This is a genomic window from Paraburkholderia sp. MM5482-R2, assembly GCF_050436125.1.
Classification (GTDB): Bacteria; Pseudomonadota; Gammaproteobacteria; order Burkholderiales; family Burkholderiaceae; genus Paraburkholderia; species Paraburkholderia tuberum.
Map to the genome: position 1 here is coordinate 403,339 of NZ_JBNDLP010000003.1, position 23,251 is coordinate 426,589.

The 23,251-nt window shown below is 62.4% G+C and carries 15 protein-coding genes and 1 pseudogene; 13 read left to right on the forward strand and 3 right to left on the reverse strand.

All coding sequences use genetic code 11. The annotated features are described in order from the left end of the window. Positions 1-37: 37 nt before the first annotated feature. The 3 genes from OKW37_RS23965 to tssK all read right to left on the reverse strand — a co-directional run bounded on the left by OKW37_RS23965 (position 38) and on the right by tssK (position 3,986). Entirely contained in the window at positions 38-1,741 is a 1,704-nt protein-coding gene (locus tag OKW37_RS23965) for an OmpA family protein (RefSeq protein WP_429510055.1), read from the reverse strand. Between the two features lie 119 nt (positions 1,742-1,860). Then, the gene (locus tag OKW37_RS23970; RefSeq protein ID WP_429403967.1) at positions 1,861-2,637 is read right to left on the reverse strand and encodes a DotU family type IV/VI secretion system protein; all 777 of its coding nucleotides are present in this window, start codon (positions 2,635-2,637) and stop codon (positions 1,861-1,863) included. Then, complete coding sequence (gene tssK / locus OKW37_RS23975; protein WP_429403969.1) at positions 2,634-3,986, reverse strand: type VI secretion system baseplate subunit TssK; 1,353 nt, start codon at positions 3,984-3,986, stop codon at positions 2,634-2,636. Before tssK ends, OKW37_RS23970 begins: the two co-directional genes overlap by 4 nt. A gap of 598 nt (positions 3,987-4,584) precedes the next feature. On the opposite strand from tssK, the gene tssB reads away from it, so the two are divergent. From tssB to tssG, 13 genes and pseudogenes are all read left to right on the forward strand, one after another. Continuing rightward, positions 4,585-5,097: a type VI secretion system contractile sheath small subunit gene (tssB, locus tag OKW37_RS23980; RefSeq protein WP_090807869.1), complete on the forward strand. Its 513-nt coding sequence runs from the start codon at positions 4,585-4,587 to the stop codon at positions 5,095-5,097. Positions 5,098-5,182: 85 nt separating this feature from the next. Beyond that, the gene (gene tssC, locus OKW37_RS23985) at positions 5,183-6,733 is read left to right on the forward strand and encodes a type VI secretion system contractile sheath large subunit (RefSeq protein WP_429403971.1); all 1,551 of its coding nucleotides are present in this window, start codon (positions 5,183-5,185) and stop codon (positions 6,731-6,733) included. A gap of 95 nt (positions 6,734-6,828) precedes the next feature. Continuing rightward, entirely contained in the window at positions 6,829-9,165 is a 2,337-nt protein-coding gene (locus tag OKW37_RS23990; protein ID WP_429403973.1) for a type VI secretion system Vgr family protein, read from the forward strand. A 47-nt stretch (positions 9,166-9,212) separates the two neighbouring features. After that, positions 9,213-10,175 carry a hypothetical protein gene (locus OKW37_RS23995; protein ID WP_429509957.1) on the forward strand — a complete coding sequence of 321 codons (963 nt, stop codon included), beginning with the start codon at positions 9,213-9,215 and terminating at the stop codon, positions 10,173-10,175. Continuing rightward, entirely contained in the window at positions 10,138-11,904 is a 1,767-nt protein-coding gene (locus OKW37_RS24000; RefSeq protein ID WP_429509959.1) for a hypothetical protein, read from the forward strand. Before OKW37_RS23995 ends, OKW37_RS24000 begins: the two co-directional genes overlap by 38 nt. Beyond that, positions 11,901-12,953, forward strand: coding sequence for a hypothetical protein (locus tag OKW37_RS24005; protein ID WP_429403977.1), 1,053 nt, complete (start codon positions 11,901-11,903; stop codon positions 12,951-12,953). The genes OKW37_RS24000 and OKW37_RS24005 overlap by 4 nt, the downstream gene beginning before the upstream one ends. A 420-nt stretch (positions 12,954-13,373) precedes the next feature. Then, positions 13,374-13,649 carry a hypothetical protein gene (locus tag OKW37_RS24010; RefSeq protein ID WP_429403979.1) on the forward strand — a complete coding sequence of 92 codons (276 nt, stop codon included), beginning with the start codon at positions 13,374-13,376 and terminating at the stop codon, positions 13,647-13,649. A gap of 27 nt (positions 13,650-13,676) precedes the next feature. Next, a complete protein-coding gene (locus tag OKW37_RS24015) occupies positions 13,677-13,934 on the forward strand; it encodes a PAAR domain-containing protein (protein WP_429403981.1) in 258 nt (85 codons plus the stop codon). Between the two features lie 4 nt (positions 13,935-13,938). Further along, positions 13,939-15,180, forward strand: coding sequence for a hypothetical protein (locus OKW37_RS24020; protein WP_429403983.1), 1,242 nt, complete (start codon positions 13,939-13,941; stop codon positions 15,178-15,180). Further along, positions 15,177-18,738, forward strand: a pseudogene (locus tag OKW37_RS24025) (ImcF-related family protein). The gene OKW37_RS24020 and the pseudogene OKW37_RS24025 overlap by 4 nt, the downstream one beginning before the upstream one ends. Continuing rightward, a complete protein-coding gene (gene tssA, locus OKW37_RS24030) occupies positions 18,739-20,316 on the forward strand; it encodes a type VI secretion system protein TssA (protein WP_429403987.1) in 1,578 nt (525 codons plus the stop codon). 26 nt (positions 20,317-20,342) lie between these two features. Then, positions 20,343-22,157, forward strand: coding sequence for a type VI secretion system baseplate subunit TssF (tssF, locus tag OKW37_RS24035; RefSeq protein WP_429403989.1), 1,815 nt, complete (start codon positions 20,343-20,345; stop codon positions 22,155-22,157). Continuing rightward, positions 22,154-23,251, forward strand: coding sequence for a type VI secretion system baseplate subunit TssG (gene tssG / locus OKW37_RS24040; protein ID WP_262419884.1), 1,098 nt, complete (start codon positions 22,154-22,156; stop codon positions 23,249-23,251). Before tssF ends, tssG begins: the two co-directional genes overlap by 4 nt.

Genomic DNA, 23,251 nt, shown 5'->3' on the forward strand with positions numbered 1-23,251 from the left:
CCCGAAGCGTTCGCTTCGAGGGCTAAAAATGGTCCTGCTATCTGGTCGAATCCCCCAACGGGATTTCTTTGGGGGCGTCCGGCACCAGCGTGATTTCGACGCGCCGGTTCCTGGCTCGCCCCTCCTGCGTATCGTTGCTCGCGATCGGCCGCGTATCGCCGTAGCCCTGGATCGCGAACTGCGTGGCGGCAATGCCCGACACCTCGATGAGCCAGTCGCGCACCGCGCCCGCGCGTGCGACCGACAGCTTCAGGTTGCTGTCCGGATTGCCAACGTTGTCCGTGTAACCTGCGACGAGGATCCGTTTGTCCGGATGCGCCTTGATCATCTCGAGTGCGCCGACCATCGCGCGCGTCGAGCCGGGCTTCAGTTGCGCGCGGCCGCTGTCGAACAGCGACATGCTGTCAAGCGTGACCACCGCAGGTGGAGGCGGCGGCGGCTGGTAGGTTGCGATCGCCTGGTTGAGCGCCGGCATCAACTGCGCACCGCGGTACATGCCGAAGGAAAGTCCGAGCGGCACCCCTGTGCGTGAATAGCGGTCGAGCTGGTCGCGATCGGCCACGAGAGCCTGCAGCGCATCGCGCTTCGCGGCGTCGTGTGCAGCAGGAATCATCGAATATCTTCCGAGATCCGCGCCGATACGGGTGATCAGCGTCTGATTGTTCCTGGCGGCTCCCCAAAACGCCACCGCGATCGCGCAGGCAACCAGAGCAACGGCGTGGGCGAGAGCCGCCAGGCGCGGCGACATCCACAACCGCCGCGGCATGGCCTCGATCAACGGCTGGGGCAGCGGCCACGGCAGCGGGGACGCCGGCAGTGCAGGCGGCACGACCCGGGTCTGCATTTCGACGTCGCGCTCCCAAGGCCTGCCCGGACCGCTCGCCGGCCCGCAATCGATCCAGCCCGCGCCGAACAGTGCCCACGGCGTGGCCGGCTGCCGGCGGTCGCTGAGCACGCCGATCACGACGCGCTGGGTCCAGCCGACGATCGAAGCCAGGCTTGCCGCGCGTGCCGCCACGGCACGGTCGCCTTCGGCCCGCTCAACTTCAGTTTCGGCCACCTGGACCACGGCTTCAAAACGGCTTGCGTCAGCTAGGCGCGTAGCCGATGACACGCCATACCACTGTGGCATCGCGAGTGTGGCCGGCGCATTGGTGAGCCGCTGGTAGACGGCAACAAAGCCTGGCAGGCGCACGCCGAGCATGCGCGAGGCGTCAGCGACGGACTGCCGCACGACGCGCAGATTCTGCGTCAGGACGTTTTCACCCGCGTGCAATGCCGGCGCAACCGACAGCACGACACCATCGGGTGCGCGCCCATCGCGCCACTGCTTCACGGCCACCGCAAGGCGGGGCAGATCCTGCAGCCGGTCGGCCCGTAGCCATATTGCGCCGTCGCCAACGTGTGCGAGACGTCGCTCTCCGGCAATCCGGTCGAACAGGTTCCCCAGGGCGTCGCCGGTCACGAGCACGAGCGGCATGCGGGTGCGCAGGTTGACCGGGATATTCGACGTAGCGGCGCCGAGTGCAGTCAGTACGTGTACGTTCTGTTCGCGCGCGCGTGAGACCTGACGGGTGCGCAGCCAGATCAGTACAAGCCAGGACAGCACGATGGTGACAGTGAGCGTCCATGCGAGACCCTGTCCGGCGCCCCGTCCCACAGGGACTTCCGTTGGTCGAAGGAAGCCCTCCTGGGGGACTGGCAACACCAGCCAGATAACGGCGAGCGCGAGCGCGGCCATCAGTGTCACGATGGCACGGAACGGGTAACCCAGGCCCTCCAGCGCGCGGCTCTGCGCCTGGTCCAGTGTGCGGATCGAGTCCCCGAGCGCCGGTCCGGACGGTTCGTGCAGATCGGACTTCACGGCCGCGGCGCCGTCGGTACAGTTGGTACGAGGTGCGCAATCTGCGCATCGAGCACCTGTGCCCATATCAGCCAGATCACCGCGGCCGCCACGCACGCGAGGCCGGCAATCGCCCAGGGCGAGAGGCGGTAGAACCAGTCCGAGAAGCGCCTGCCGGTACGATCGGCAAAGAAAGGGCGGGCAGCGACCGGGCGCCCCCCAAGGGGACTTCCTTCGGGGCGCAGTTTTTCGAGTTGCGTACTGAGTGAGGCGATCAGCACGGAACGCTTCGCTTCGCCTTCACGGGCGTAGCGGCCCATGAACCCCATCCCGAGGACCGCCGCGTAGCATTCGAGCAGCGCAATGTGCGGCGACGCTTCACGCATCCGCTGCTCGAGCCGTTCGAACACGCGTTCGCCCGCGTCATGCTTGCCAAACCGCTCGACCTGCAACGGCTGCGCATCCCAGACCGGCTTGCTCTCCGCACTCAGGTTGCGCAGTACGGCCTCGTCGAGCAGCCCGCATTGGGCAACCTCTGCGTCTTCGCGGACGTCCGCGGCAAAACCGCGCTGATCGAGCGCGGTTGAGAAACCCGCCATCAGCTGCTTGCAACGTTGACGCAGGGTAGCAGGGTCTTCCGTGTGGCCACCCTCGGACAATCGTGTCACGAGCAGGGCGGTGTCGCGCAGCAGGTCCCGGATACCACTGGCGGAAGTACGGTTCGCAGAGGCGAATCCACCCATCAGGGCGGTTTCGCCGCGGGCAGGGGTGAGCGTGTTCGTCAGCGTGCTCATGAGCGCAACACCGCGTAAAGTTCAAGCGACGCCTCGGGTACCGACGTCGGTAGGTAGATCTGGCAGGCGCGGGCGGCCAGCATCCGCGCGTGCGCGGGATCGCTCGCGTCGAGCGCGAAGTACTGGTTGTCCAGCCGCACCGGAATGGCGGCCGGCACACGCTGCACGGCCTTCAGTGGAATGCCGGGGAGCGCCGAATTGACGATGTGCTCGATATCGTTCGGCGCGCCGATCTTGCACAGCCTCGGGAACTGCTCGACGAGTTCGAATGCAGGCGACGCGGCGTGGACCGACAGGTACCAGTCGGCGGAACTCGCCACGATGCGCTCGTCGAGGAACTGGCCCGCCCATGTCGTCGGATTCCTGTGCGTGAGCCCAATCGACACCACACGCGACGGAATGATCGCGTCGAGCAGGTCCCGGATCTGCGTCTCGAGCCTGGCGAATACTTCATCGGCACGTGCGTGGTCATACGCCGGAATGTCGCCGAGCTGCGAGCCGGTCGAGAACGTCATGAGGACGCTCGCGAGCTGGGCAAGCGTCGAGTACAGCCGCTCCGGAGGCTGGCCCGGATGCGTCGAGAAGAACCGCAGTTGCGGCCAGACCGTATGGATGCAGTGGAGCAACCAGAACAGCTGCACGTCGGCCACGCCGTATTCGGCAACCTGCTCGATCCGTTCGCTTCTACGAGAACCCAGCGCCGTGCTCTTCGCCTGCAGGATGTCGGCAAGACGATTGATCCGTTCGACGTGCAGCGCATGACTGCCAAGCGTCAGGCACGGTGGCACGTATCGGTGGTCGACCTGGAATTGCCCGCTCGTGGTACGCGTCAACCGGGCAATCGCACACACCGTGTCGTCGGCATGCGGCTCGAAGTCGAACAGCAGTCGCACCGCATGGCGTTCGGCGGCAATCTCGGCCTCGCCGGTACCGTTGAGGTCGATGACCTTGACGAACTCCCGGTATGAGCGCCGCGGCCGCGCCAGCGTCGCTTCGTCGAACCGGCAGTTGCTGCCCGTGGCATTGAACAGCGGCAGGGCGGCCAGCACGACCACGCTCTGCACATCGGCTAGCAGTCCCTGCGTCAGATCACGTGCAGGCGGCAACGCATCGGTCACCGTGGAGTCGATCAGTGTGCCGTCCGGAAAACGCAGCTTCAGTCGGGTGAGCTTCAGACGCCCAGCTGCAAGCACTTCCTCGTCGATATCGATGCCCTGCGTGCCCCACGGCTCGGCGACGCAGGCGGCAGCGATCTGGTTCAACGTGAAGTCGACGTTTCGGCCCAGCTGCTGGAAGTGCTGCTGGGTCAGGATCAGCCCTTCGTGAAAGAGCGGTTTATCGATCCGCATGGGTGTGGTTGTGCCGTTATCTTGGATTATGGTGAGTGGCGATTCTATACGCGTGACTTGTGATCCGTATACAGTTGCGAATAGTTAAGCATGCGAACTACATCAAATAGAAGATGATTATTTTTGAGATATTGTCCGTGCCCGAATAGGCAATATTCTCGATGCATGGTTAGCGCGATGTTGCCATCGTACCGCCTTCATCATTGAAAGATTGTCAGAGAATGTCATGTCCTTGTGAGCCAATGCCAGCAACGGTTTCGCGAAAATTGTCACGCATTCGAATATCTCGTTTATCAAATTATTCATATTGACGAGTCTGAATGCGCATTGAATTGATGATAATTAACAATTATTAAAGATGTCTTTACAATCCGTATCGATTTCACAACGTCGACATACTTTGACTCGGCGCGGGTAAACCTGTTTAATAGCGCGTGGCAATAATGATCGCATGAATGGAGGCCGCGCTATGGGGTACCACAAGGAGTCCTTCGCGAGCGAAACACGCATATGCGTGCGCGCCCGATCGAAAGAGGTCACCGCATCGCACCGGGCGAGTTCTGCGGGGATCCTGAACGTCGTTCAATAAGGAATACAAATGGACAGCTTCCAGCGCGAAATTCCGAAAAGTCGGGTTTCGATCACGTTAGATTTGCATACGGGCGGTGCCCAGAAGAAGGTCGAGCTGCCGTTGAAGCTGCTCGTCGCCGGTGACTTCAGCGCGGGCAAGGAACAGGCACCGCTCGCCGAGCGCAAGAAGACGGACATCAACAAGAATAATTTTGATTCTGTTCTCGCTGACTACGCGCCGGACCTCAAGGTCGCTGCGGAAAACACCCTGGCTGGCGACGGCTCGGAACTGCCGGTGAACCTTTCGTTCCGCTCGCTGAAAGACTTCGAGCCGGAACAGGTGGCACGTCAGATCCCGGAGATGCAGGCGCTGCTGGCGGTGCGCAATCTGCTGCGTGACCTGAAATCAAATCTGCTCGATAACGGCACGTTCCGCCGTGAGTTCGAGAAGATTCTGAAGGATAAGCCGCTCTCTGACAAGCTGCGCGGCGAACTCGCACAGATCGCGACGGCGGCCACGCAGCCTGAAGGCCATGCCTGAACGGCGTCGGCCCAAGACGGCCTTCACCGCGTTCCATAACCGGACAGATATGCAGGTAGCGATAGTATCGCAGACAGGACACGAAATGAATCCCACTGAATCGCAGCAAGGCGGCACGACCGAAACCGTCGTGCTGGACGCCCCCCAGGGGGGCAATGACAGCGTCTATGCGTCGCTGTGCAGCAAGATCAACCTGAAGCCCGTCGCCGAGGCACGGCCGCTGGTCGCCTTCCGCGACAGCGACATGCTGTCCGAGGCCTCAGCCGACGAGCGTATCGCGCGCGGCATGGGTGCGTTTCTCGATCTGATCAGCAAGGGCAGCAAGCCGGTCGACCGGCTCGACAAGTCGCTGCTCGATTTCCATATCGGCCAGATCGACCGCCAGATCAGCCGGCAGCTTGACGCAGTGATGCATACACCGGAATTCCAGGCGCTCGAAGGCCGCTGGCGTGGCCTCAAGATGCTCGTGAGCCGGACCGACTTCCGTCGGAACGCGCGCGTCGAAGTGCTCGACGTGTCGAAGGAGGCACTGCACCGCGATTTCGAGGATACGCCCGAGATCATCCAGAGCGGCCTGTACCGTCTGACCTACATCGAGGAATACGATACCCCGGGTGGCCAGCCGATCAGCGCGATGATCAGCGACTACGAGTTCACCAACTCGCCGCAGGACGTGGCGCTGCTGCGTAACGTCTCCAAGGTGGCCGCAGCCGCGCACATGCCGTTCGTCGGCTCAGTCGGCGCCGCGTTCTTCGGCAAGCAGTCGATGGAAGAAGTGGCCGCGATCCAGGATATCGGCAACTACTTTGATCGCGCCGAGTACATCAAGTGGAAGAGCTTCCGTGACACCGACGACGCCCGCTACGTAGGTCTGACAATGCCGCGTGTGCTCGGTCGCCTGCCGTACGGCAAGGATACGACGCCGGTGCGTTCGTTCAACTACGAGGAAGCGGTCAAGGGTCCGGACCACGACAAATACCTGTGGGTCAACGCGTCGTTCGCCTTCGCGGCCAACATGACGCGCAGCTTTGTCAACAACGGCTGGTGCGTGCAGATCCGCGGCCCGCAGGCGGGCGGCAAGGTCGAGGACCTGCCGGTTCATCTGTACGACCTGGGCACCGGCGCGCAGCCGAAAATTCCGACCGAAGTGCTGATTCCCGAAACCCGCGAATTCGAGTTCGCCAACCTCGGCTTCATTCCGCTCTCGTTCTACAAGAACCACGACTTCGCGTGCTTCTTCTCGGCCAGCTCGGCGCAGAAACCGGCGCTGTATGAGACCAAGGAGGCGACCGCGAACAGCCGTATCAATGCGCGCCTGCCGTACATCTTCCTGCTCTCGCGCATTGCGCACTACCTGAAGCTGATCCAGCGCGAGAACATCGGCACGACCAAGGACCGGCGTCTGCTCGAACTTGAGCTTAACAGCTGGATCAAGGGCCTGGTGACCGAGATGAAGGATCCGGGTGACGAGTTGCAGTCGTCGCACCCGCTGCGTGAGGCGAAGGTCACGGTCGAGGACATCGAGGACAACCCGGGCTTCTTCCGTATCAAGCTCTTCGTCATCCCGCACTTCCAGGTGGAAGGCATGGACATCGGCCTGTCGCTGGTATCGCAGATGCCGAAAGCCAAGAGCTGATCCGCATTACCTGATGTAACCCCCGCCGGGGCGCTGAAACATGCGTCCCGGCGCTGTCCTTTGCGATGTGACGTGTGTTCAAGGGGTCTTTCGAAATGTCGATGGTTTTGCCTTCCCAGGCCTATGAATTGAAACTGGCGCCGCACCCGGCGCCGTTCTCGATCCTGAAGTTCAGCGGGCGCGACGCGCTCAGCGAGCTTTACCGGTACGAGATCGAATTCACGAGCCCGATGGCCGGAATTCCGATGGATCAGGTGCTGGGGCGCCCGGCGAAGTTCATCATCGACCCGATCGACCCGAACATGGACTATCTGCGCAAGATGTTCGGCGAGAATGCTGGGCAGTTCAGCAAGATGCCGCCTGCACAAACAGTCCACGGCATTATCACGAAGTTCGATGAACTCGGGACTTCGGCCGACGAGACGCGCTACAAGGTCGTGATGGAGCCGAAGCTCGCCGACCTCGGTCGCGGTGTCACGAGCCGGCTGTTCCAGAAGCAGTCGGTCGAAGAAATCATTACTGATACGCTGCGCCACTATGGTTTCCGCGCGGGCGTCGATTTCGAGTTCAAGCTGCGTGCGAAATACAAGCGGCACGAATACATCACACAGTGCGAGGAAACGACGTTTGCCTTCATCCAGCGGATCTGCGCGGAGGAAGGCATCTGGTTCCGCTTCGAGCAGAAGCGCGATCACGCCGTGATTGTGTTCGGCGACGATCTGGACGCGTATGCCCGCAATCAGCGCGTTGTGCCGTTCCGGCTACACTCGGGACTCGAAAGCGTCGGCGTAGATGCGATCAAGACACTTGAGCGCTATACGCAGCGTGTCCCGGAAGCTGTACGCCTGCACGACTATAACCACCGGCAGGCCGACGTGTCGTTGCTCGTCGAGGAAAACGCCGCACGCGGCGACAAGACGACCAACGCGGTTGACTATCGCTGGGGCGAACATTACGAGACGCCTGAAGAAGGCCGGCGTATCGCACGGCTGCGGCATGAAGCCTATCTCGCAACACAGGTCACCTACAAGGCAACGGGTAACGCATTCGCCATCGAGGCTGGCGAGGTCGTACGGCTCGACCAGAACCCGGTCGATGCGCCGCATGGGCTGTTTATCACGTCGGTGGAATCCAGCGGTGGCCGCAGCCAGTCCTACACCAATACGCTAACGGCGATCCCGGCCGACCGGGTGTGGCGCACGTCGCTCGATACGATCAAAAGACCGGTGATCGACGGTATCCTGCCGGCGCGTATTACGTCGCCGGGCGGATACAAATACGCGTACCTGACCGAGCAGGGCTGGTACGTGATCAAGCTGCCGTTCGATCTCGACGAGTGGAGCCCGGGGGGCACCAGCCGGCCGGTGCGCCTCGCGAAGCCATACAGCGGCGACAATTACGGCCACCATTTTCCGCTGATCGATGGGGCGGAGGTAGCCATCATCCATACGGCGGGGGATCCAAATCGGCCCGTCATCATTGGTTCGATGCACGACAGTCTGCATCCCGACCTCGTCAATAACCTCAACAACACCCGGAACATCGTTCGTACCGCGGGTGGTACGGAGTGGCGAATCGAGGATAAGGAAGGCGTCGAGCACAGCCACCTGACGACGCCGTACCAGACCAGTGAGCTGAACCTTGGCCACATGGTCGACGCCGATAGTAAGGAACGCGGGCAGGGCGCGGAATTGCGGACGGATGGACATCTTTCGGCGCGTGCGGCGAAGGGAATTTTGCTCAGCGCCGAGGCGCAGCCGGGTGCTTCAGGCGAGCAGCTCGCGATGCCCAATGCGGATACCACGCTTCAGCAGGCCGAGGAAATCCTGCGCTCCCTCAATGATTCGGCGAGCGCCGCGCAGGCGTGGCTCGCCGCAGTCGATCAGCAACGTACGCTCGTTGAACAACAGCTCGCGAAACTGCAGAAGCCGGTGATTGTCGCGAGCGCACCTGAAGGCATCGGTGTTGCGAGTGGTCAGCACATGCAGCTGGCCGCCGGCAAGCAGATGTTCGTCACAGCCGGCGAAGGGCTCGATATTGGTGTGCTCAAGCGCATCACGGCAGCAGCAGGCGAGGCGATTTCGCTGTTTGCCGCGAAGCTTGGAATCCGGATTTTTGCAGCCAAAGGCAAGGTGCGGATTCAGGCCCAAGGCGATGCGATGGAATTGATGGCGCTTACCAACATTGCAGTCAGCTCGTCGACAGGCGAAGTGATCATTACCGGTTCGAAGGGCATCACCTTGGGCGATGGAGCGGGCGCGTATCTGAAAATCGCAAATGGAAAGATCGAAATAGTGAGCCCGAGTGAAGTACAGGTCAAGGGTGGTCTGGATGTCGACGGCCCGGCGAAGGGCGATTTCACCTTTCCCAACTGGTCTGGCAGCCCCCTGAAAGAGGTCAAGGGAAACATGAACTTCGGGTTTTCTGAATAAGCACAATCATGGCAAATACGACTCCGCAGAATCGGCCCAGCACTCCCGTGAAGCAGCTTCCTTTTGCGTTTCCGTTTCGCAAGAAAGGGCAGGACACTGGCGCGGCGTCGGCTGACTTCACCGATGAGCATGAGTTTCACAAACTGCTGAGCCAGGAGCCATCAGGCACCTATTCGGTCAGCGGCAAGGGCATGTGGCACGGTGGAATCCATGTGACCGAGGCTGGCGCTGGTGCTTCGCTGGACCTGAAAAGCGGGGTTCGTTGCATAGCCGACGGCGAAGTGGTCGCGTGGCGCGTCAACCGCACTTACCCGGTGAGCGAAATCCCCGCGCAGAACGGCAACCCTGCGATCAGCGCACCGTACAGCACAGGCTTCGCGCTGGTGCGTCATTCGATGGAGTTTCCGAAAGATCAGAAACTGACTTTTTACAGCCTGTACGCACACCTGCAGGATTTCGCGGACTACGAAAGTGACACGTCCCTTCCCAGGCCGAAGTACTGGACGACGCGGTTCGAGGTGACCACTCACGCGCAGGACCGTCCCACCGCTGGAGCGGGCGGCCAGTCGGCGCCGGCTGACCAGCAGGGGCTGCGGGTTCGGGTAACGAAGCCGCATGGCACCGTGCTTGGCATCCTTCCGCATGGGGCGCAGGTGAGCGTTGGAAAGCGCGAGGGCGGCTGGGGAAAGATCAAGGATGCGAGTGGTGTAACGCCGTATCCACCGGTTGCGGGTGGTTTCGTGCAGCCCTCCGCGTTGGTGAACGGATGGATCTTTCTTGGCGTGGAAAACGGCGGCCCCGTCGCGAAGGAGGTGATGCCTGATTCCTCGCTGGACAAGGTGGTGGTGCTATCCGCTCCTTCTGAAGTAGTCCAGATCAAAGCGGGAGAACTGATCGGCCATCTTGGGCGCTATGACTCATTGTCCCAGCAGACTTCGGGTAACCGGATGGTGCACATCGAGGTCTTCTGCGATGACAGCGTCAGGTCGTTTATCGAAAAGGGGAAGTGACTGGATCAAAGATAACGGCGCACACCTTAGCGCCTGGCAGCAGCTGGAACTGCCTGCCGACCCGACAATCCTGCGGATAGCCAGCCAGACCATGTTGTACAAGCAGCCCAACCAGGAGGGTGCGGACCCCAGGCAGGCCGGTGTCATCGAGGTTTTTCCGCTCGCGGCGCTTGTAAAGGCGGACGCGGACCATCAGTTCATGGAGACGGCGGCGGGGAGCGACGGTCAGAAGCGGCACTGGTGGAAGGTGGACAGCGCGGATGTTCGCCACCAGCCAATCGACGGATGGGTGCGGGAACAGAGCTTTACGGGTGGCCGGGTCACGCGGGAGTTTGCGCAGAAGTGGGTGGACTTTCAGCCTCTGGACGACGAACATGATCCCACGCATACGATGTTCGCGACCACGCAAGGGTTCGTCGACTATTCGGTCGGTGCGGATGTGCCGAACCCGGGTTCGCTGGACAAACTCAGCCCGCTCATGACGTCGATTTACCAGGCGTTGCATCTGGCTGGCGACCAGACACAAGCGGCCAATGATCTGCGCAACGCGGCGAACGACCCGTGGAATGCGCTGCGTATGTCGAGGCTGATCATTCAGCACGAGAGCGAGTGGGCTAATCCCGACAAATGGAAGCAGTTGATTGCCGCGATCGAGGCGCACACGGGCCCCCGGCCCGAACATGCTGAGGAACAGAAGCGGATCGAAAAGCTGGTCTGGTGGGATGAGGTCAAGGCCAGCTTGACTGGCTTCCCCGCGTCGAACGTCTTTCATATCCATCCGATCGGATTGGTAGGCAATTTCTTGGATCCCGAAACTTGTGCTTGTGGCTGTTGTATGACCGTCACTGGAACGCGCTTCAAAAAAGATCAGCTTACCTATTGGTACGGACCACAGCATTCGGGTTCAATTCCGTTGGGCGACTGTCCTGCGTTGGCGACGATGCGGACCAACGGGGCATTAAGCGAGACCGAGGAGAGGATACTGCGCGCCATGTCCAAGAATGAAGGCAAGGTGGATACGGTCCAGGCGATTGACAAGGCAATCATAAGTGCTGGGGCCATGCAGAAGACCATTCGTGGCTCGGCAAGCCAAGGCGAACTGGCCACCCAGGTTGCCGCTTTTCGAGACGCGCATCCTGCCGAGTACCAACGGTATTTTGCTAATTGCGGCTGGACCGTCACGGGTTCAGGCAGTGATGCGTCGCTGGGGTATGCGCATGCGAAATTCACGAATGGCGTTCGGATCGTCGGCGACGAGCTTTACACTGCCCTGCGACGCGACTGTTCTGTCCACACCTTTGGCCAGTCAGTCGAATGTCCACCTGTCGCATCAATGGCTCACGCCGTATCGTCGTCGCTATACCAGGAACTGCAAATCAAGGACTTCATCAATCGTCTCAATCAAGCTATTGACAAGGTGCCCAGTGGTTACGCTTATCAGATCAAGGATTACTTTCAGTCACCGCTGGGCCGCGCGACTGTCCTGGATCAGGACGTCAATTGGCCCCGTGCAACTCCAGTCAGTGTGAAAACGTCGTTGGATCGCTTTTTTCAGCACAATCCGCAGGTGTCGCGTAATCCCGCAGAGTGGGGGGCGAACAGGTCTGCGTACGAAACCAGCATTGTGCAGGATTATGGTCCATCACGCTCTATGGCGCAGGTAAACGGGGTATCGGTCGCGCCTGCGCGATATCAGCATCTGGTTCAGGCCCTGGGAATGCCATCTTGAAAAACGCGACTTCAAAATTTATGAAAGCAAGTGTTCCGCCGTTTCGAATCGGCTTGTTTGGCGTGCATGCTGTTCAAATCGGCGCAATGATCTCCACGGCCTTACTGCTAACCGGCGCTGCCGAGTCGGCACTTGCCGCCGCGCCATCATCCACGTTCCGGTTCGCTTTGCCGGGTAGGGCAGCCATTCTCTATGGCGACGCCTCGAACCCTCACGCACCATTGCCCGAACGTACCTGGCAACAGGCAGTATTTCGTTTCCCAAGCGGAGCGACGTTCAGCCTGCTGCCAAGAGCCGGCAAATCGAACGCAGGTGGTACAGAAATTGAACCGCCGAGCGAGAGCGATATCTCGCCGTCTGGACAATACGTTGTCATCGGGCGAGTCGAATCGGGGACGGTATCGTCGGGCCCAGGGCAGGCGGAGTCCGTACTGAGTCGGGAATACTGTTCCGTCATTGAGATAAGTACGGGATGTATTACTGCCGATCAAACTGGTGAGATATGCGGTGCGGGCTGGCAGGCCGGCCAGCGTGCGCAGTGGGGAACGGACGATCAGACGAACGTGATGCTAAAGCGTGACCGTCCATCGGCAAACCGGTTGCTGAACTTTATCATCGCCGGTCAGCCGCCGCGGTCACTCGTCGACGATGATTCCGGTGCTGACAATCTCCTGCGGTGCGATCCGCCATCGTCGGCCAATCGTGACGTCTATCAGAAGATTGCGGTCGCCTTACATGCGGCAGGCGCGTACTACGACGCGCGACTGATCGACGCCGCGATTTCCAAAGTGGACGGCGGCACCGTTGGCACGTCAGCGCCGACAGCATTGGAAACGGAGCATCGTGCGGCAACCGTATCGGCTCAGAAAGCAACGCTTTACACTGCGCCTGACGATGCTCACGCGAGTCGGGCCTATCTCATCCGGAATGATGCGGTGACGGTATTGAAGCAGTCACCGGTCGGTTGGGCCTATGTGGACTACGTCAACGCTTCTGGCAAACATCTGCTTAGATGGATCAAAGCCGACCAACTGGCGATCACGCCGTGATGTGATCCGCTAGCGCCAATCTATGTGTGCAGCATATAAAGGGGTACTGCTGGCTTTGCTAGCAAGTTGGTCATCCATGGCTTTCGCCCAAAGCAGCGGAGGCTATGGGACTTTGGCGGGCGATTGCAGTGAGACTAACGAATGCGTAGTTTTTTTGAATAGCCACGTTCCGGCGCAGAACAGGTTGTGTGATTCTTCCGATTTTTCGGTCCTTTGGACGCAAGGAAGTGGACGATACCTAGTTCAGTGCAGAAGCGGGGACACTGCCGAAGACAACGTCGTGTGGATCGTTGATCCAACGGCGGAGTTTTTTGGGAGATTGAATTACGGTCGATTCATAAAAAAAGCACGCTTGAGAAAAATCCTAACGCGGAGATTCCGGACAAATTCCACTTGAGGAGTCTTTGCAACCCGGTCGACATGCCAAAGCTCAAGGCGAGTGATTTTGTCCTGCTCGACAAGAAGCCCGCTAACGAAGGCGACAACCCGTACTGCTACGACCCAACCTATTTGACGCTTAAAGGCGGCAAGCTCGTTATCGATACAAGCAAAAGCCTAGTGAAGCAAAACGACTCGGACCATACCGTGCATCCGGTCTCGGCTCGTGACCGGACGCGTCTGAAGCAGTTATCAGACGCACTGCGCCAGTGGCGTCCGCAACCGCAGAAGAGCGGCGATACGAACTTACCGAATTGATCGGGTTTGCTTAAACAGGGATACTGAATGAAAAAATTAGCGTACGAAGGTGACAGCACGAGTCACGGCGGGAAGATCCTTACCGGCTCGGACCGTATCAAGGTCAAGGGTCGTCGCGCCGCACGCGTGGGAGACCTGGTGTCCTGTCCGATTCACGGCGACAACGAAATCGTGGAAGGGGGCGGCGGCATCAGGGATGCTGGCACGCCGCTTTCGCGTGATGGAGACAAGGCCCAGTGCGGGAGTGTCCTCATCGCTGTGTCTGATGGGGCGACGGTCCGATAGCCAGATGCCGATTGACTTTGCTCGCATACCGCCGCGGATTCCGGTACCTGCGCCGCCGCAGCTCTCGAAAACCGTTTGGCTAGTGCTCCTCGGCGTCGTCCTGTGCCTGGGTGCCGCGCTGACGATCTTTCTGTGGCCGAAAGGCCGACCGACAAACACTGTTTGGTTCTGGTTCTGTGTCGTCGGCTATCCGATGCTTGCATGGGCGTTTTTGCTGTGCTGTCGCCTTGGATATTTATACGCACGACGGAGTGGGGCCATCGCGGCAAATCGCGTCAGCGACCACGAAACCGAAAAATGCCATGCGCTTGCCAGCGAGCCGCTGGCGTTGCTGGGCCATGCGTGGTGTTTCTCCTCCGATCACGACGAGAACGGTATCGAGGGGCTGGTCGACGGCAGCCTGGTGTTGCGCCCTCGGGCGAGCCGGGCCGAGCCAAACACCGACGTGAGTGCCCGTTGGCTAGAACTCCCGGATCAGCAATTCCATGCGGGAAACGAACTAACGGAACACGCTCGCCATCAGGCAGTCTGCAATTGGCTTCTGGTCCGATTGATCGACAGCCTGGCGCCGCAACTAATGGCCCTTCCGGCGCGCACCACGCTCCAGGTCGAATCGAGCCTGCATTCCGTACTTGAGGACACTGACGTGCGTGCCCTGCTGCAGCAACTCGTTTCCGCGAAATCGCCGTCTCTACGTGTGACGATGACGCCTCCCCCCGCGCCTTCGTCGGTGTTTCAAGCGGACGCGTGGTTCGACCGCATGAGGCCGCCGGTTGTTCACCTGCTAGTTGCAGTTCGATTGCGCAATGCGGTCAGCGAGCGCTTGCAGGACGGAGTCGCGGAGGCGGGTGTCGCGCTGCTATTGGGGCACCCGAGCCTTGCCAAAACAATGACGGGAAACCCGCCCCTACTCCTGCATCGTCCAGCACGGGGCCCGGTCGATACTGTTGGAGAGACACTCGGACATGCCATGCGGTGGGGGAAAGCGGCGTCGACACGCGTCAAGACTGTCTGGAGTCACGGACTTTCGCCCGAGCTAGAGGTAGCAATAAAGTCGGCGTCCAAACTCGACGGACAAAGATCAAAGATCGACCTGAAAACGACGGTCGGGGACTGTGGGGCGGCGGGCGGATGGCTTGCAACCGCTCTCGCGGCTGAACTCGCGGCGCGGACCGGCGACCCGCAACTCGTACTTACACCGGACGGTGGCGACCTGATCGCGCTCGTGTGCAGAAAACAAACATGAATGAACAAAAGTCTGAGCCGGTAGCGCTCTTCGTTGGCATCGGGATTGGCATCCTTTTCGTTGCGGTGGGTCTGGCCTTCTGGATGGAGGGCCCGTCGCGCGGATGGTCGCTTCAGACACGGATCATCATCGAACTATGTCTGCTCTCGGGGCTGCTCCTGGCGTTGATGTTCGTAAAGTACTTTGAGGCCGTCGTACTCTGGATTGCTTCAATGCGTGCGATGCGGTGGTTGGCACGCTACGATTCGCAGAAGCAGGCGCAAGGTGCCAACGAAGGCCCGGCGTTCGCGCACGTCGCAACACCGGACAAGATCGTTATGCTGCGCGATGCGCTTCGCGAGCGTCACGGTTGGAGCTGGCGTTATCGCGACCGCTGGGTCGTGGTCGCAGGCGACGAGCCGCTCGTCAAGCGTCTTGCGCCCGGGCTCGCCGACACCGGCTATGCGATCACCGGCAATACCGTGCTGCTCTATGCGAAGCAGACCACCGACAAGCTCGATATCGAATGGCTCGACCAGATCCGTCGTCTGCGTCGGCGACCCCCTGTTGACGCGATCGTAGCCCTGACGCGAAACCGCGGTTCAGCGAATACGCCGTTCGACGCGGAGGGCATTGCCCAGCGGCTCGCACGTCACGCCCGCGCGCTGCGCTGGGCTGCGCCCGCGTACCTGCTGAACGTCACCGACTTTGGTGGCGAACAGTCCGGACCAGACGAGGCGATCGGTTTCACCTGGGCGAATGAGCGCACGCGTCCCGACGAGGTCGAAGCGTCGCTGCGCGGACTCTCTGAAAATCTTGCCGACGCTGGAGTCGTGCGCCTCACGCAGGATCCGAACGACCGGTACCCGGCCGAGCTGTCGCGACACATTTCGGAACTTCGCGCAGCATTGTCGGACCTTGTGATGCAGACCAGGGCGTCACGCCTTTGGCGCAATGCGATCCACGGGCTGCTGTTTGCTCCGCTGTTCAAGGAGCGGGAGGCAACCGGCACCCGTTCCAGCTCCTGACGCTGAAGACGGTGATCCCCTACCGCCGCAGCAAAGGACGATCTGGCAAACGGTCGCCGACCACAGCCGCAAGATTCACGGCCGCCGTGTCGGCTTCTCACTGTCGACCACGGCCGCGTGGATGACGATGGCGCTTATTGGATGCTGGGTCGCTGGCACGATGCTGTCGGGCTTCACCAACCGCTCGGCGATCCAGACAGCAGCCGGCACGCTGACGAAGCTTTCTATCGTGCAGGACCACACGCAGGCGGTGCTCGCACTCGACAGCCTCGACAAGCAGATCGACACCCTCGAAGTCCGTCAGCGCGACGGCGCATCGTGGACTACACGCTTCGGTCTGAACCACGACGATGCGCTGTTGATCGCCGCCTGGCCCGGTTATGAAAACGCCGTCAGCCGCATCCTCGTCGCGCCGATCCGCCTGAAACTGGAGGAGCGCCTGCACCAGCTCGCCTCGCTCTCGGATGCGGAAATCGCCAGCGGCGGCAACGCGCAGGTCCAAGCCGCCTACGACACACTCAAGACCTACCTGATGCTCGCGAGACCGGACCGCGCGGTTGCTGCATTCCTGACGCCGCAGATGATTGCCACGGCCGTGCCAGCGCGCCCGGCCAATTCCCAGCTCACGTCCGGCACGTGGGAAGACCTGCGCCAGCATGCAATCGCGTTCTTTGCGAGTCACCTGGGGCGCCATGGATCCGCCGGGGACTCATCGCTCGCGATCGTTCCGGATGGCGCACTGGTGGCCACGGCGCGTCAGACCATCATCGGCGTGCGCGGCATCCAGAACTCGACTGACGCGATCTACCAGCAGATCCTCGACGACGCGAAGCCGAAATATCCGCCTGTGTCGCTTGCGACGCTGCTGGGAGATACGAGCAGCAAGGGGCTTTTCAATACCGCGGCGACCGTACCGGGCGTGTTCACGCGCACTGCGTGGGACGAGCGGATCTCGAAAGCGATCGACGACGCGAGCGAGCAGCGCAACGTGACCGGCGACTGGGTGCTCTCAGACGTCCACGCGAGCGCACCGTCGACCGGCTCGCTGAAAGCCGAACTGCGTCAGCGCTATTTTGACGACTACGCGCGAGCCTGGGAGCTGTTTCTCAACAGCCTGCGCTGGCAGCCGGCGCCGACGTTGTCAGGCACGGTTGACCAGCTGACGCTGCTTAGTGATCCGCAGCGCTCGCCGCTTGTTGCCCTGATGAACGCAGTGGTTTATCAGGCAGGTACGGGCACCGCGACGCAATCGCTGTCCGACACCCTGATCAGCAAGGCCCAGCAGCTTGTCGGCGCCGACGAGAAAGATCCGTCGAAGCAGACCCAGCCGCAACTGGCACCGCTGGCCGTGGCCTTCGGACCGGTCCTGCGCCTGACGGGTAGCGACCTGGCTTCCCTGGCTTCGGGCGCGCCCGCAAACACGAAGGCCGCCACGCAGCTGGCGGCCACGGGCGACCTGAGCCTCGCGCGTTATCTCGAACGGGTGAGCGCGATGCGGCTGAAGGCACAGCAGATGGTCGACAGTGCCGACGCGGACGCGATGGCCCGCGCGGCCGCACAATCCGTGCTGCAGGGTAAGACGTCCGATATCGCCGACAGCCGGGATTACGCGAGCCGTCTCGCTGCGAGCCTCGGCGAGCAATGGGCAGGCTTCGGCAATCTCTTTCAGGCACCGCTCGACCAGACCTGGCAGGTCGTGGTACAGCCGGCCGCGGCGAGCCTGAACGACATCTGGCGCACGGCGATTGTCGCGGACTGGAACCGGACGTTCGGCGGCCGCTATCCATTCGCCGACTCCGACAACGATGCCTCGCTGCCGGAGATGGCGCGCTTCATGCGTCCGGACAGCGGCGTCATCACCGGGTTCGTCACGACGCAACTGGCCGGTATCGTCGAGCGTCAGGGCGACCGATGGGTGGCGGCCCAAGGAGCAAACCACGGCGCGCTCACACTCGATCCGGGCTTCCTCACGGACCTGAACAGGCTCACCCGCGTGGCGACCGTGCTGTTTCCATCCGGCGACGCGCATGTGCGCTATGAGCTACGCGCGGTGCCGACACCAGGCGTGACTGACACAAAGTTCGTGCTGTCGGGCCGCGAGTTGCACTACTTCAACCAGAAGGAAGAGTGGACGCCGTTTATCTGGCCCGGCGACTCGCTGGAGAATCTCTCGCATATCGAGTGGCAGACCGAGCAGGGCGGGTTGCGCTCGGGGCTCGACGCCCAGGGCCGGTTCGGGCTGATCCGGCTGCTTGAGCACGCGAAGGTGTCGCCGCAGGACAGCGCGCGCTATCTGTTGACCTGGACGCCGGACCAGAGCCAGGGCATTCCGCTGCGTGTACAGCTTCGCAGCGAGGCTGGAGCGGGGCCGCTCGACGTGCTCGAACTACGCCACTTCACGCTGCCGCCGCGGATCTTCGTGACCAGCACGGCGAAAGGCGGACCGAAGCTCTCGGCCGACAATCCGCCGCCACTGCCGCCGTCAGCGATTGCAGCAGCGAAACACGCTGCGATGCCGCTGCCGCATGGCGCGATGCCGGAGGTCGAGTAAATGCTGTCCGGTCTGTTCAAGAGTCTGTTTCCGTCGCGTGATGCGGAGCAACTTGTGCGCGTGCGTCTCGATGCGTGGGACGCGTGGCTGCACTCGTTACCAGGCGACCACGGTGTGGGCCGCGATCCGGGCTACGAGGATGCGTTCTTCGAACTGAAGGACGAGGCGAACAGGCTCTCCGGCATTGATGACGGCCTGATCGTGCGCGCCTGCGAGCAGCTCACGAAGGAAACCGGCAAGGATCTGCGTGTTGTGGGGTATTACGCGTTCGCGCGACTGCGCCAGGATGGGACGGCTGGCTTCGCGGACGGTCTGGAGCTTGCGGCCGCGCTGGTGGAGCGGTTCGGCGAGGCGCTGCTGCCCGCACGCGCCGAGGCGAAGAAGGGGGCGCTCGATATGCTGGCCACCACCCGCATGATCGATCTGCTTGAGAGCCGCGGCGAGTTCGCGCCGGCCGATCTCGAACGTGCGATCGCCGCGCTCGATCTGCTTGTGACCCGCACCGGGGTGTGGCCAGAAGCGGCCCGGCCTAACCTGCGCCCCCTCGTGTCCCGTTTCGAGCGCGGCGACGATCCCGCACGCAGCGCGGAACCCGACTCGACCGCGCCCTTCGCTGTGGCAGGTGCCCCTTCAGCATCCAGCGCCATCGGCTCCACGCGCGATCTGCTTGAGCAGGCGCGCACAATGGCAACGTGGCTGCGTGATCAGGAAAATGGCTACCTGCCTTCCGTGCGGCTCGTGCGCAGCATCCGCTGGGACACACTCCACGAGGTGCCGCCAGCGGATGCGAGCGCACGTACGCGCCTTGTGCCGCCGCGCGGCGAACTGCGCCAGCAGATGAAACGGCTCGTGCTGCAGAAGCAGTGGCACGAACTGCTGGAGCGCGTCGAAGGGGCGTACATGGAGGGCGTGAACCACCTCTGGTTCGACCTGCAGTATTTCCAGCACGTCGCGCTCGACCACGTCGGTGCGCCCTACAGCACGTGGCGGGAACTGCTGCGCGCCGACTTCGCGCTGTTCCTCGAAAGGTTGCCCGGTATCGAGCGGCTCGCGTTCAACGACGGCACGCCGTTCGCCGACGACGCGACGCTCGAATGGATCGCCCGCCACGCAGTCGTGCGCGACCTCGAAGCAGGCGAGAGCGTCGCGCCGCTGCCTGTTTCGGCCGACAGCGACGACGGCGTCGCCGGCGACTGGCCCGAGATCGAAGCGCAGGCGCGCGACATGGTGGCCGGCGACGGTATCGAGGCAGCCTTCGCATGGCTCGACGCACTGCCCGGCATCCGGACGGAACGCCAGCGCTACCTGCAGCGGCTCGTGATGGCGCGACTTGCCGATCATGCGGGCCGTGCGGAGACGGCGATGGCGCTGCTGACCGAACTCGATGCTGCTGCCCGCTCGTTGCCACTGATGCGCTGGGAGCCGGCGCTCATCTTCGAGGTGAAGCACCAGTTGATGCGTGCCCTGAAAACCGCAAGCAGCCGCAAGGACGCGGACAAGCCAGCGCTCGCGCACCGGATCGGGCAGTTGCGCGATGAGCTGACTGTGCTCGACCCGGCTCGTGCGCTGACGCTGTGATAAGAGAACAAAAACAAGAGAACACCATGGAAAACGACGATCCGATCCTGCGCTACTACGAAGCCGAGATGCGCTATCTGCGCGAGTCCGGCAAGGAGTTCGCGAAAGCGCATCCCGACCGGACGCGCATGCTCAACCTCGATCGCGTCGGAGAGCGCGATCCTTATGTCGAGCGCCTGCATGAAGGCTTCGCGTTCCTGACCGGACGCCTGCAGCAGAAGCTCGACGACGAACTGCCCGAACTGACGGAAGGTCTCGTGAGCCTGCTGTGGCCACACTACCTGCGCATGATGCCGTCGCTGTCGGTTGTCGAGCTGATCCCGCTCGCGGAAAAGCTGCAGAAGACCGAAACGGTGCCTGGCGGTGTGCCGGTGCGTTCTGCGTCCATCGCCGTGCCGCCGGCAGCGGGCGCCGAGGGCACGACGCCCAGGACTGTGCAGTGCCTCTACCGGACCACGCAGGACGTTACGCTGCAGCCGCTGCGCCTCACGCATGCGAGCCCTACCGTGCGACATGACGGCCGCTCGGTGATCCGCTTCGGATTCCATCTGGACCAGTCTGCGCGACGCGAAGCGACGGACCTGTCCCGTGTGCGCCTGTATCTGAACGCGGATCTGCCGACCGCATTCGCGATGCATCTTGCGCTGACCCGCCAGGTGGATTCGGTTGCATGGCGGATCGCCGAAGTGCGCGATGGCGAGGCGCTGCCGCTGGCAGGCGTAACGATCGAGCCGGCAGGGTTCTCGACCGAAGAGCGGTTATGGCCAAAGGCCGAGGCCTCGTTCTCAGGCTACCAACTGCTCCTCGAATACTTCACTTTCCGCGAGAAATTCCTCTTTGTCGACCTGTGCGGCCTCGACGTGGCGAAGCTGCCGGCGAGCACAACCCGTTTCGAACTGGAGCTTGTGCTCAAGCACGCGTATCCATCCGACCAGCGTTTCAGCGCGGAGAATGTGCGGCTCTTCTGCACGCCGGTCATCAACCTGTTCGAGCTTGATGCCGAGCCGGTCGTGATCGATCACCACGAGACCGAATACCGGGTCGTCCCGGCGGGGCACCAGGGCGAGCATGTCGAGACGTATTCGGTCGATGCCATCGAATCATTCGACCACGTGACGGCTGAGCGTTACGAGTATGTACCGTTCACGACCTTCCGGCACCGTGGCGGCATGCTGCGCCATGAAGCACCCGAGCGCTATTTCCACACGCGCGTGCGGCCAGGCGTGACCGGTCTGCACGAAACATGGGTGATCCTCGGCGGCCACGCGTGGGAGACGATGGAGGATCTGCCTGAGGAGAGCGTATCGCTGCGCGTGACCGGCACGAACGGGATGCTGCCGCGCAAGGGTCTGCGCGAGGCCAGCATCGACGAACTGGCCGCAAGCACGCCCAATGTCGCGGGTGTACGCAACCTGGTGGCGCCGACGTTGCCACTCTATCCGCCGACCGGCGACCGCTTCCAGTGGAGAGTCCTGTCGCACCTCGCGCCGAACTTCCTGTCGATGATGGACGCGGAAGTGCTGCGGGGCGCACTGGCGCTCTACGACTGGACCAACGACGAGCTGAACCGCCGACGCCTCGCCGGCATCCTGCATGTGTCGGAGGAACTGCTCGAGGAGGTGTCGGGCGGCTCGGTCGAGCGGGGCGTACTGATCGAGGTCACGCTCGATTCGCACGCGTTCGCGGGCGAGGGCGACGTGATGCTGTTCGGCGAACTGCTGCACCGTTTCTTCGGGCTGTATGCGGAGATCAACCTGTTCACGAAGCTCGCCATCGTGAGCCTGCCTTCGCAAACCCGTACCGTCTGGCCGCGCAGCAAGGCGCAGCGCGCTCCCCTATGAAACCACGCGAGTTGCCGAATCTTGAACCGCTCGTGGCGTCGTTGCTTGCGCGCGCGCCGAAGATGAATTTCATGCAGCTATGCAGGCTGCTCGAAGTGCGTGTACCCGATCAACCGGGCTTCGGCACGCGAGACACGCCGGAGCACGAGCCGGTGAGGTTCCGGCCGAGGCCGCGGCTGGGGTTCCCGGCCGGTGAGATCGCCGCGGTGGAACTTAGTGACGAGCGTCCCGATGCGCCGCCGACCGTGCGCACGACCTTCCTGGGCCTGTATGGCGTCGACGCCGCGGTGCCATCGCACATGATCGATGAGATCGTCCTGCGCGAGGAAGGACATGAAGCCGTCGAAGCGTTTCTCGACCAGTTCAACCACCGCTACGTGGCGCTGCTGTACCGCGCCTGGAAGAAGTACCGCTACCCGGAGAGTTTCCAGGCGGGCGGCACCGATGCGCAGTCGCGCAACCTCCTGTGCCTCGCCGGCTTCGGGTGGGGCGAGAAGCCGGCCCGGTCGGGTCTGCCGGATTCACGCGTGCTCGCGCTGCTGGGTCTGCTGGTCCAGCGCACGCGCACGCCCGAGGGACTCGCTGGTGTGGTGGCGCTGGCGGTGCCCGGTGTCGAGGTGCGTGTCGACGAGTTCTGGCCGACGGTCAAGCGTGCCGGACAGCCGCAGCCCCTCACGTCGTCAGGCAGGCTCGCCGGCGCTCAGGAAGACAGCAAGCGCCGCGGACTTGGCGGGGGCTACGTGCTCGGCAACCGCCTCGAATATCGCAGCCGCGCCGTGCGAGTGACGCTGCGCCCTTCGGACGGACAGCAGGCGCACGACCTGCTGCCCGGCGCATGGCTGCATCGCGAGCTGATGGCGTTCATCCGCCTGTATGTGGGCACGAAGGCCGACGTACACCTGCGCATGGAGGTGTCGTCGCGTCTCGCGCCCGCGCCGTCGGTCGGCACGGCTGCGACCGGCCCGGCACCGCGGCTGGGATGGACCGTCGTGTTGCCGTCTGATGAGGAACGCATCATCACCATTGCGCTCGGCGTCTACGAAGTCTTTCCCACGCCCGGACCGAACCCGCATCGGGTTCCACGTGCCGCCTGA

Bases quoted from the DNA above. Each gene is read 5' to 3' on its own strand.
- OKW37_RS23965 (WP_429510055.1), bottom strand. From the start codon at position 1,741: ATGGCCGCGCTCGCGCTCGCCGTTATCTGGCTGGTGTTGCCAGTCCCC.
- OKW37_RS23970 (WP_429403967.1), bottom strand. From the start codon at position 2,637: ATGAGCACGCTGACGAACACGCTCACCCCTGCCCGCGGCGAAACCGCC.
- tssK (WP_429403969.1), bottom strand. From the start codon at position 3,986: ATGCGGATCGATAAACCGCTCTTTCACGAAGGGCTGATCCTGACCCAG.
- tssB (WP_090807869.1), top strand. From the start codon at position 4,585: ATGGACAGCTTCCAGCGCGAAATTCCGAAAAGTCGGGTTTCGATCACG.
- tssC (WP_429403971.1), top strand. From the start codon at position 5,183: ATGAATCCCACTGAATCGCAGCAAGGCGGCACGACCGAAACCGTCGTG.
- OKW37_RS23990 (WP_429403973.1), top strand. From the start codon at position 6,829: ATGTCGATGGTTTTGCCTTCCCAGGCCTATGAATTGAAACTGGCGCCG.
- OKW37_RS24000 (WP_429509959.1), top strand. From the start codon at position 10,138: ATGACAGCGTCAGGTCGTTTATCGAAAAGGGGAAGTGACTGGATCAAA.
- OKW37_RS24010 (WP_429403979.1), top strand. From the start codon at position 13,374: ATGCCAAAGCTCAAGGCGAGTGATTTTGTCCTGCTCGACAAGAAGCCC.
- OKW37_RS24015 (WP_429403981.1), top strand. From the start codon at position 13,677: ATGAAAAAATTAGCGTACGAAGGTGACAGCACGAGTCACGGCGGGAAG.
- OKW37_RS24020 (WP_429403983.1), top strand. From the start codon at position 13,939: ATGCCGATTGACTTTGCTCGCATACCGCCGCGGATTCCGGTACCTGCG.
- tssA (WP_429403987.1), top strand. From the start codon at position 18,739: ATGCTGTCCGGTCTGTTCAAGAGTCTGTTTCCGTCGCGTGATGCGGAG.
- tssF (WP_429403989.1), top strand. From the start codon at position 20,343: ATGGAAAACGACGATCCGATCCTGCGCTACTACGAAGCCGAGATGCGC.
- tssG (WP_262419884.1), top strand. From the start codon at position 22,154: ATGAAACCACGCGAGTTGCCGAATCTTGAACCGCTCGTGGCGTCGTTG.